This is a genomic window from Streptomyces anatolicus (assembly GCF_019400875.1).
Lineage (GTDB): Bacteria > Actinomycetota > Actinomycetes > Streptomycetales > Streptomycetaceae > Streptomyces > Streptomyces anatolicus.
In genome coordinates, this window is sequence record NZ_WMBF01000245.1 from 1 (window position 1) to 9252 (window position 9252).

Consider the following 9252-nt stretch of genomic DNA (forward strand, 5'->3'; position numbering starts at 1 on the left):
GGGCTGCTGAGTCTGGCGCGATTGCGGTGGTCCGGGCGGCCTGGGTGGCCCGGGCGGCCGGGGTGGCTGCGGCTTCCGCGTACGAGAAGGGGGCGGCGGCTGGCCGTGCAGGGGGTGATGGCGCTCTGCGTGCTCGGGCTGCTGCCCGCGACCTGGCTCTTCGTGACGACGGAGAGCAGGATCGGCACGACGGCTGACGCGCCGCGCGCCCGGGTCGCGATGGTCTTCGGCGCCGGGCTCTGGAAGGGCGAGCCCTCACCGTATCTCGCGCACCGGCTGGACGCGGCCGCCGATCTGTACCGCGCGGGCCGGATAGAGGTCGTGCTGGTGACGGGTGACAACAGCCGCGAGGAGTACGACGAACCGGACGCGATGCGCGCCTATCTGAAGAAGCACGGGGTGCCGGACCGCCGGATAGTGAGCGACTACGCAGGTTTCGACACCTGGGACTCCTGCGTCCGCGCCAAGAAGATCTTCGGCGTGGACCGGGCGGTGCTGATCAGCCAGGGCTTCCACATACGCAGGGCGGTCGCGCTGTGCGACGCGGCGGGCGTCTCGTCGTACGGCGTCGGAGTGGACGCGGTGCACGACGCGACCTGGTACTACGGCGGCGCCCGGGAGATCTTCGCGGCAGGCAAGGCAGCGCTGGACGCGACCTCCCGCCCGGACCCACGCTTCCTGGGCCCGCGAGAGCGGGGAGTGGAACGGGCGCTGACTTCGGGCCGGTGAGTCTTGGGGGGCGGGGCTTGGGTGCCCCGAAGGAGCGCGGCGGCTTGGGTGCCCCGACGGAGCGCGGGTGCTTGAGTGCCCCGAAGGGGCGCGGGGAACTGCGCGCCCAGCCACGACGCACCCGCAGGTGCCTGGCGTCTTGGGGGGCGCGGGGGCTCGGGTGCCCCGAAGAGGCACGAGGGCTCGGGTGCCCCAAAGGGGCGCGAGGAACTGCGCGACCAGCCACGACGCACCCGCAGGTGCCTGGCCGCGCACCAAGCCGTTAAACCCGCTCATCATCGGCTCGCTCGCCGACAAGCAGGCGGGTGAGCGGCCCCGGCGCACGCGTGGGCCAGCTGGCGAGCTCCTCCCTTACAAGGAGGATGTCGAGACGTCCCGCACGCACCCCGGCACGGCAGTGCCCGGCCCCCAGCCAGCCAGGGCCCCCACCTCACAGTGAGGTGCGGCCATGGCTGAGACCGGCTTACCGCGTGCGTAACGCGAGCACGTCAGGGCACGTAACAAGAACGGAGGACGCTGGACGGCATGCACTCCACGGCGACCCCCGCGACCCCGGCGACCCCCGCGACTCCCGCGGCCACGGCGGCCACGCCGGTGACGGCGGTGACGGCGACCCACTGCCCGTACTGCGCGCTGCAGTGCGGAATGGGGCTGACAGCGGGCCCCAGCGGGGGCGTCGAGGTCGTGGAGCGCGCGGCGTTCCCCGTGAACAAGGGCGCCCTCTGCGGAAAGGGACGCACGGCGCCCGCGCTGCTCTCCTCCCGGGTGCGCCTGACCGAGCCCCTCGTCCGATCCCACGCCACGGGCAAGCTCGCGCCGGCTACCTGGGAGGAGGCACTCGACCGGATCGCCGGCGAGCTGTCCCGCGTGCGGACGGAGCACGGCGCGGATGCGTGCGGAGTGTTCGGGGGCGGCGGGCTGACCAACGAGAAGGCGTACGCGCTGGGCAAGTTCGCGCGGGTGGTGCTCGGCACATCGCAGATCGACTACAACGGACGTTTCTGCATGTCGTCGGCGGCGGCGGCCGGGCAGCGGGCGTTCGGGCTGGACCGGGGGCTGCCGTTCCCGCTGGAGGACATCCCCCGCACCGGCTGCGTGATCCTCGTCGGGTCGAACCTCGCCGAGACGATGCCGCCCGCCCTGCGGTATCTGACCGAGCTGCGGGAGAACGGCGGCACGCTGATCGTCGTGGACCCGCGGCGGACGCGCACCGCCGAGCAGGCCGACCTGCATCTGGCGCCGCGCCCCGGCACGGACCTCGCCCTCGCCCTCGGGCTGCTGCACCTGGTCGTGGCGGAGGGGCGGACGCACGAGGAGTTCATCGAGGAGCGGACCAGCGGATGGGAGGAGGCGCGGGCGGCGACGATGGCGCACTGGCCCGAGTACGTGGAGCGGATCACCGGCGTGCCCGTGCCCCAACTGCGGGAAACCGTACGGATGTTCTGCGAGGCCGAGACGTCGATGGTGCTCACCGCGCGCGGGCCCGAGCAGCAGTCCAAGGGCACGGACACCGTCGGGGCGTGGATCAATCTCTGCCTCGCCACGGGCCGGGCGGGGCGGCCACTGTCCGGGTACGGGTGTCTGACCGGACAGGGCAACGGCCAGGGCGGGCGCGAGCACGGGCAGAAGGCGGACCAGCTGCCCGGGTACCGCAAGCTGACGGATCCGGCGGCGCGGGCGCATGTGGCGGGGGTCTGGGGCGTGGACCCCGATGCGCTGCCCGGGCCCGGCAGGTCGGCGTACGAACTGCTCGACGCGCTCGGCGGGGAGGTCAAGACGCTGCTCCTGATGGGGTCCAACCCGGTCGTGTCGGCGCCGCGGGCCGCGCATGTGGAGGAGCGGCTGCGGTCGCTCGACTTCCTCGCGGTGGCGGACGTGGTGCTGTCGGAGACGGCCGAGTTGGCGGACGTGGTGCTGCCGGTGACGCAGTGGGCCGAGGAGACGGGGACGGTGACGAATCTGGAGGGGCGGGTGTTGCTGCGCCGCCGGGCGGTGTCCGCGCCGGCCGGGGTCCGAAGCGATCTGGAGGTGCTGCACGGGCTCGCGGCTCGGCTGGGCCATGAGAAGGGTTTCCCCGTCGATCCGGAGGAGGTCTTCGAGGAGCTGCGGCGGGCGAGCGCGGGCGGGCCGGCGGACTATTCGGGGATCTCGTACGAGCGGCTGAGGGAGGGGGACGGCGAGGGCGTGTTCTGGCCATGCCCGGACGCGGATTCGGACGTCCCCGAACCGGCGCCGGGCGTTCCCGGACCAGCGCCGGGCATCCTCGAACCAGCGCCGAACGTCCCCGAAGCGGCGCCGGGTGCGGATGTGTCTGTGGGGGCCGCCGTGGCTCCGCATCCCGGGACGCCCCGGCTGTTTCTGGAGGGGTTCGCCACGGAGGACGGGCGGGCGCGGTTCGTGCCGGTGGTGCACCGGGCGGCGGCGGAGGAGACGGACGCGGAGTATCCCGTGCTGCTCACCACGGGGCGGGTGCTGGCGCGGTATCAGTCGGGGGCGCAGACGCGGCGGGTCGACGAGCTGAACTCGGCGGCGCCGGGGCCTTTCGTGGAGCTGCATCCGCGGCTCGCGGCGCGGCTCGGGATAGCGGACGGCGAGGCGGTCGCCGTGGTCTCGCGGCGTGGCCGGGCGGTGGCTCCGGCGCGGGTGACGTCGTCGATCCGCTCGGACACGGTGTTCATGCCGTTCCACTGGCCGGGCGAGGGGCGGGCCAACTCCCTGACGCATCCGGCGCTTGACCCCATATCGCGGATGCCGGAGTTCAAGGTGTGCGCGGTGCGGCTCGAGCGCGCGGAGAGGGTCTAGAAGGCGCTCGGCAGGTGCGCCCGGCGCGGGCGACGGAGGCGGTCGCGACGGAGGCGGCGGCCGTCATAGACATGCCGGTGCGAGGGTGACGGCTCCCGGTCTACGCCCACTGGGCGGGGCGTGGCGTCCGTGCGGTCACTCGGCGGTCTCCCGCTCCACCCACTCCAGGTAGGCCGCGCTCCCCCGGGCCACGGGGGTCGCGATGATCTCCGGGGTGTCGTAGTCGTGGGCGTCGGTGAGCCATGCCTCCAGGGCGGCGTAGCGCGCGGTGGTCGTCTTGAGCAGCAGTTGCCATTCCTGCGCGGTCTCGATCTCGCCCTCCCAGCGGTATACGGAGGTGACGGGGCCGGTGATCTGCGCGCAGGCCGCGAGCCGGGCCTTGACCGCCCCGCGCGCGAGGTCCCTCGCCTTGTGTTCCGCGTCGGTCGTCGTCAGTACGGTGAGCACGGTTGGCACGTTCGGCACGGTCGACGCGGCAAGCGCCGTCGGTTCTGCGTCCATGCGCCGATTGTGCACAGCCCGCGCGGACCGTGGCACCCAGCCCCCGCGCGGACCATTGCGCCCAGCCCCCGCGCGGGCTCCGGGCCCGACCGTCGCGGACCCCGGGCCCAACCGTCGCGGGCGGCCGGCGCCAGAGGCGAGCGCCCTGGTCGAAGGTCCCGAGATGTCGGGGTTCTCCGGTCATGGGTGCAGTTGTTACACAACCTCCCGTTTTCTGTGATGGACGGTTCCTACGGTCGACAGCGGTGGCCGGCCCCTGCCGAACCCCCAGCGCAGTCCCTGGGCCGGCCACCACCAGCCCACCGGCCTCCGCACGAGTCAGCCACGCCATGAACCCGAACCTCCGCCGCCTGCTCCTCCCGGGCGCCGCCCTCTCCGTCGCCCTCGCTGCCTCCGTGCTCGCCGGATGCACCGGCCCCGACGGCCTCGGCCCGGGCGAGGCCGCGCCTTCCGTCTCCGCGCAGCCGCGCCCGGAGGCGGTCTGGCCCGCCTGGTCGGGTATGACGTCGCTGGCGCCCGGTGCCGACGCCGCCACGCGTCAGCCGCCCCCGCGGGCGTTGGAGGGGTTGCCCAAGGTCGGTTCCGGTGGGCTCGCCGCGCTGGATGTCCACGCGGTCCTGCGGGCGGATCCGCGTACGAAACCGCTGGCAGAGCGAGGGCTGATCGACCGGCCGGGGCGGGCGGGGCTGCGGCCGCCCGTGTTGATGGACCTGACCGGCGACAAGAAGCCCGAGTTGCTGATCGCCGCGGACACGGAGAGCGGGCGGAACATCCTGACCGTCTACACCGAGCGCGGCGGCAGGGTCTACCCCATCCTGTTCACCTCCGGCAGGCGGATGAGCGTCGAGACGATCGGCCCCGACCTGCTGGTCCGCACGCCGTGCTCGGACGGCGGCGAGCAGGCCGTGCGCTTCCACTGGGACGGCGCGCGGATGTCCACCATCAGCGACATCAGGGACTACAAGAAGCCGGGTGACTCCCCGGAGACGGTGGGGCCGAGGCCGCACGCCTCGGAGAGCGCACCCATGGAAGGGCCCTGATGCGAAGGGCCCTGATGCGGCGGAGGGCCGGGCAGGGGGCTCAGTCCTCGCGGACCCGGACTTCCCCGGCCCAGTCCCTTCGCGCGGCCTGGCATGCCCTGGTTCCGCGTGGAGCCAAGGGGAACGGCCTCGGCCTCCGCTGGAAGATCGCCGCACTCCTCGCCTGCGGCTGCGCCGTGGTCGCCGTCGCCATCGGGCTGCTCATCCACCACGCCAGGCTCGACCAGGTCGCGGGGAACGCCCGGTCGAACGCGACCGCGCAGCTCGTCCGCGTGCGCCAGCTGTACGAGTTGACGGGGCAGGTCGACCGGAGCGACACGGACGCGGCCCTCGACGATCCGGATCTGCCCGGGCCGCTGCGGCGGGCCGCGTTGGCCGGGCAGCGGACCACCTACCTCGACATGGCCTCGGACGACCCGAGCGTCTGGGCGGCGAGGCCGGTCGGCGGCCGTACCCGTCACGTCCTGTCCATCCGCGAGTCGCTGCGCGAACAGGCGGACGAGATAGCCGACTTCGACCGGCAGCTGATGATCTCGGGAGCCGTGGTCGTCGGCCTTGCCGCGCTCGGTGGGGCGGGGCTCTCCAGCAGGCTCAGCCGTGAACTGCGTACCGCCGCGGCCATCGCGCGCCGCATCAGCCAGGGCGACCTGGACGCCCGTATCCACCCTCCCCGGCCGCCGGACGCGCGGCACGCCAAGGACGAGGTGGCCGAACTGGCCACCGCCGTCGACACGATGGCCGCCTCCCTGCAACAGCGCCTGGAGGCCGAGCAGCGCTTCACCGCCGATGTCGCGCACGAGCTGCGCACCCCGCTGACCGGGCTGCACACGGCGGCCGAGCTGCTGCCGCCGAGCCGCCCGACCGAGCTGGTGCGCGACCGGGTCCACGCCCTGCGGACCCTCACGGAGGACCTGCTCGAGGTGGCTCGGCTGGACGCGGAGGTGGAGAAGCCGGACCTGGAAGTGCATCCGCTGGGGCGGCTCGTCGAGACGATCGCCGAGCGCGCGGGCGGTTCGCAGGCCGCCTTCACGGCGCGGGGGACGCGGGCCGCGTATGACACGTTCGTACGCACCGACGTGCGCCGGCTTGAGCGGATTCTGACGAACCTCGTCGCCAACGCCCGCAAGCACGGCGGCGATCCCGTCGAGGTGTGGGTCGAGGGCGCCGAGGTGACGGTCCGCGATCACGGTCCCGGCTTCCCCGACTGCCTCCTCAAGGACGGCCCGCAGCGCTTCCAGACCGGCGCGCGCGAACGCGGCCAGGGCACCGGCCTGGGGCTGACCATCGCGTTCGGCCAGGCCCAGGTGATCGGCGCGAGTGTGGAGCTGGCCAACGCGGCGGACGGCGGTGCGGTGGCGGTCGTCAGCCTGCCGCGGGCCTAGCCCATCCCCCTAACTCCCGTACGGCCGGACCGCCTTGGCCGCCCGCAGCGCCCAGGCCCACCACGCCAGTTGGTCGAGCATGGCCTTGGCCGCGGCGTCGGCGGCCGACGGGTCGCGGTGGTTGCCCTGGTCGTCGAAGAGGGCGCCCGCGTTGTGGAAGGAGACGGTGTCGCGGATGGTCATGGTGTGCAACTCCGCGAAGACCGGGCGCAGGTGCTCCACCGCGCGCAGGCCGCCGGAGAGACCGCCGTACGAGACGAAGGCGAGCGGCTTGGCCTCCCACTCGTCCTTGTGCCAGTCGATGAGGCTCTTCAGGGACGCCGGGTAGGAGTGGTTGTACTCGGGGGTGAGGACGATGAAGGCATCGGCGGCGGCCAGCTTCGGGGTGACCTTGGCGAGTTCGGCGGCCACGGCGGCGGGCGGGTTGAAGGAGAGGGAGGTCGGAAGGTCGGACGCGGCCAGGTCGATGACGTCGACGGTGAGGTCGGAGCGCTCACGGACCCGGGCGAGCAGCCACTCGGCGACGATCGGCCCGAAGCGGCCCTCGCGGTTGCTGCCGACGATGACGGCGACGCGGAGGGGCGCGGCGCCACCGCCGTCGCCCTCGAAGGCGGCGGCGGAAGGGGCGGACAGAGGGGACAGGGAGGACGGGGAGGACGTGCTCGTTTCGGTCATGGGGCAAGCCTCGTAGTTAAACCTTGGTTCAGGTCAAGCGTGAACTTCTGGCTAATCTGACCGCATGACCCCGCATCTCGCACCGCACGCCAAGGAAGCCACCGTCGGGGAACTCTCCGCACGCAGCGGGGCCTCCCCCTCCGCCCTGCGGTTCTACGAGCGCGAAGGGCTCATCAACTCCCGCCGTACGACGGGCAATCAGCGCCGCTACAGCCGCGACACCCTGCGCAGGGTCGCCTTCATCCGCACCTCGCAGCGGCTCGGCATCCCGCTGGCCACCATCCGCGAGGTGCTAGGCCTGCTGCCCGAGGACCGCACGCCGACCCGTGAGGACTGGGCGCGGATCTCCGAGTGCTGGCGCGCCGACCTCGACGCCCGGATCCGCACCCTCCAGCGGCTGCGCGACAACCTCACCGACTGCATCGGCTGCGGCTGCCTCTCGCTCGCCAAGTGCGCGCTGACCAACCCGTGGGACGAGCTGGGCGAGCGCGGGCCCGGGGCGCGCCGCCTGGTCGAGGAGGAGGACCCGGCCGCCGCGCAGAGCTGCCCGGAAGCACCGGCGGACGGGGTGGGAGCCGTCTCGTAGCGTGGCCGCATGACAACCACGGACTTGGTGCAGCGCATTGAGATCGACGGACAGCCGGCCACCGCGGGGAGCCTGCTCTGGCCTGCCCTCGTCAACACCGGACACTTCACCGCGATGCAGGTCAGGGGCGGCAAGGTGCGGGGCATCGCGCACCATCTGGCCCGGCTCGACGCGGCCACGCGTGAACTGTTCGGGCGGGAGCTGGACGGGGAGCGGGTGCGCGGCGCCGTGCGGCACATCCTGCGGGACGACATCGACGACGCGTCCGTACGTGTGTACGTCCACGCACCCCACGGAGAGCCGTCCCTCATGGTCACCGTGCGGCAGCCCGTCGAGCTGCCTGCGGGCATGGCGGCCCGGGCGCAGGCGCTGACCGCCGTGCCGTACCAGCGGCCCTTCGCCCACATCAAGCACCTGGGCGGCTTCGGGCAGGCCCGGCACGGCGAGCTGGCGCGGGCGGCGGGCTTCGACGACGCGCTGCTCACCGGCCCCGGCGGAGAGATCAGCGAGGGCGCCGTCACGAACATCGCCTTCTTCGACGGCACGCGGGTCGTGTGGCCGGACGCGCCCCATCTGCCCGGCATCACGATGCGGCTCGTCGAGGAACGCCTGCCGGGCGCCGGACTGCCCACCGCGCACGCCCCCGTCACCCTCGCGGATCTGCCGTCGTACTCGGCGGCCTTCGTCACCAACGCGTGGGGGGTCAGTCCGGTGCGCCGCGTCGACGATGTCGCGTACGCCGTCGACGAGAAGCTGATGGCGATCGTGGCCGGGGTCTACGAGGAGGTGCCCTGGGACACGATCTGAGGGGTACGCCGGGCGGCACCGGGCCGCACGGGCCGCGCCGAGCCGCACGGGGCCGCACCCGCACCGAGTCGCACGTGGCCGCGCCAAGCCGCACGGGACCGTACCGGGCCACACGGGACCGTACCGGGCCACACCGGGCCGCACCCGAACCGAGTCGCACGTGGCTGCACCAAGCCCGCACCGGGCCGCACCCGCCCCCAGCCACGCCGGGCCGCACCGCCACGGGGCCGCACCGGGCCACGCCGGGCCACACCGCCACAGGGCCTACGGTCTCGCCAGGGCCTGCCTCGCCACACCAGCCCGCCTCGCCGCACCGGGCCGACGGCCGCACCGCCGCCTCCGCCGAGAGGCCAAGTCACCCATTCACAGCCGCCGCGCGCGCTCTTCGGATTCTTGCCGCCGATACGCCGGTGACCTGCTGGAACGCTCGCCTCGGCGGGCCGGAAGCCGCTCGTTCGGCGGCTTTCTGATGGTTCATCAGGAGGCGTGGGGCGCCGAGTGCCACTTACCTCGGTAGAGCGGGGCTCGACCGACGCAGCGGCACTTGGGGGTGCCGCGGGGCGTGTTCCGCGAAGGCCTCGGAGGAACGAGCACCATGCGCAACGCCCGCCTGCTGTCCGGTACCGCGCTCGCCGTAGCGGCGGCGGGCGCCCTGGCCGCCCCCGCCTCCGCAGCCGCATCCGCCGTTCCGGCGTCCGCCGCGCCCGCGCTCGCCCCACCCGAGTTCGCC

At 73.5% G+C, this 9252-nt stretch carries 8 protein-coding genes; 6 read left to right on the plus strand and 2 right to left on the minus strand.

Features of this window, described 5'->3' with window-relative positions:
• Positions 1–21: 21 nt before the first annotated feature.
• Both GKQ77_RS20640 and GKQ77_RS20645 read left to right on the plus strand, forming a co-directional pair.
• A complete protein-coding gene (locus tag GKQ77_RS20640; protein WP_372459935.1) occupies positions 22–729 on the plus strand; it encodes a SanA/YdcF family protein in 708 nt (235 codons plus the stop codon).
• A gap of 645 nt (positions 730–1374) precedes the next feature.
• Positions 1375–3531, plus strand: a complete 2157-nt coding sequence (locus GKQ77_RS20645; RefSeq protein ID WP_372459937.1) for a molybdopterin oxidoreductase family protein — start codon at positions 1375–1377, stop codon at positions 3529–3531.
• A 135-nt stretch (positions 3532–3666) separates the two neighbouring features.
• Here the strand turns inward: GKQ77_RS20645 and cutA are convergent, their stop codons facing one another.
• Positions 3667–4032: a divalent-cation tolerance protein CutA gene (cutA, locus tag GKQ77_RS20650; protein WP_219690405.1), complete on the minus strand. Its 366-nt coding sequence runs from the start codon at positions 4030–4032 to the stop codon at positions 3667–3669.
• A gap of 329 nt (positions 4033–4361) precedes the next feature.
• Here cutA and GKQ77_RS20655 point away from each other — a divergent pair, with 329 nt between their 5' ends.
• Both GKQ77_RS20655 and GKQ77_RS20660 read left to right on the plus strand, forming a co-directional pair.
• The gene (locus GKQ77_RS20655) at positions 4362–5072 is read left to right on the plus strand and encodes a hypothetical protein (RefSeq protein WP_219690406.1); all 711 of its coding nucleotides are present in this window, start codon (positions 4362–4364) and stop codon (positions 5070–5072) included.
• Entirely contained in the window at positions 5072–6454 is a 1383-nt protein-coding gene (locus tag GKQ77_RS20660; RefSeq protein ID WP_219690407.1) for a sensor histidine kinase, read from the plus strand. Before GKQ77_RS20655 ends, GKQ77_RS20660 begins: the two co-directional genes overlap by 1 nt.
• 9 nt (positions 6455–6463) lie before the next feature.
• Here the strand turns inward: GKQ77_RS20660 and GKQ77_RS20665 are convergent, their stop codons facing one another.
• The gene (locus GKQ77_RS20665) at positions 6464–7129 is read right to left on the minus strand and encodes an NADPH-dependent FMN reductase (RefSeq protein ID WP_219690408.1); all 666 of its coding nucleotides are present in this window, start codon (positions 7127–7129) and stop codon (positions 6464–6466) included.
• Positions 7130–7193: 64 nt separating this feature from the next.
• Here GKQ77_RS20665 and soxR point away from each other — a divergent pair, with 64 nt between their 5' ends.
• Entirely contained in the window at positions 7194–7715 is a 522-nt protein-coding gene (gene soxR / locus GKQ77_RS20670) for a redox-sensitive transcriptional activator SoxR (protein WP_219690409.1), read from the plus strand.
• Positions 7716–7724: 9 nt separating this feature from the next.
• Entirely contained in the window at positions 7725–8522 is a 798-nt protein-coding gene (locus tag GKQ77_RS20675; RefSeq protein ID WP_219690410.1) for an aminotransferase class IV, read from the plus strand.
• The last annotated feature ends 730 nt before the right edge of the window (positions 8523–9252 follow it).

Bases quoted from the DNA above. Each gene is read 5' to 3' on its own strand.
- GKQ77_RS20665 (WP_219690408.1), bottom strand. From the start codon at position 7,129: ATGACCGAAACGAGCACGTCCTCCCCGTCCTCCCTGTCCCCTCTGTCC.
- soxR (WP_219690409.1), top strand. From the start codon at position 7,194: ATGACCCCGCATCTCGCACCGCACGCCAAGGAAGCCACCGTCGGGGAA.
- GKQ77_RS20660 (WP_219690407.1), top strand. From the start codon at position 5,072: ATGCGAAGGGCCCTGATGCGGCGGAGGGCCGGGCAGGGGGCTCAGTCC.
- cutA (WP_219690405.1), bottom strand. From the start codon at position 4,032: ATGGACGCAGAACCGACGGCGCTTGCCGCGTCGACCGTGCCGAACGTG.
- GKQ77_RS20645 (WP_372459937.1), top strand. From the start codon at position 1,375: ATGGGGCTGACAGCGGGCCCCAGCGGGGGCGTCGAGGTCGTGGAGCGC.
- GKQ77_RS20655 (WP_219690406.1), top strand. From the start codon at position 4,362: ATGAACCCGAACCTCCGCCGCCTGCTCCTCCCGGGCGCCGCCCTCTCC.
- GKQ77_RS20675 (WP_219690410.1), top strand. From the start codon at position 7,725: ATGACAACCACGGACTTGGTGCAGCGCATTGAGATCGACGGACAGCCG.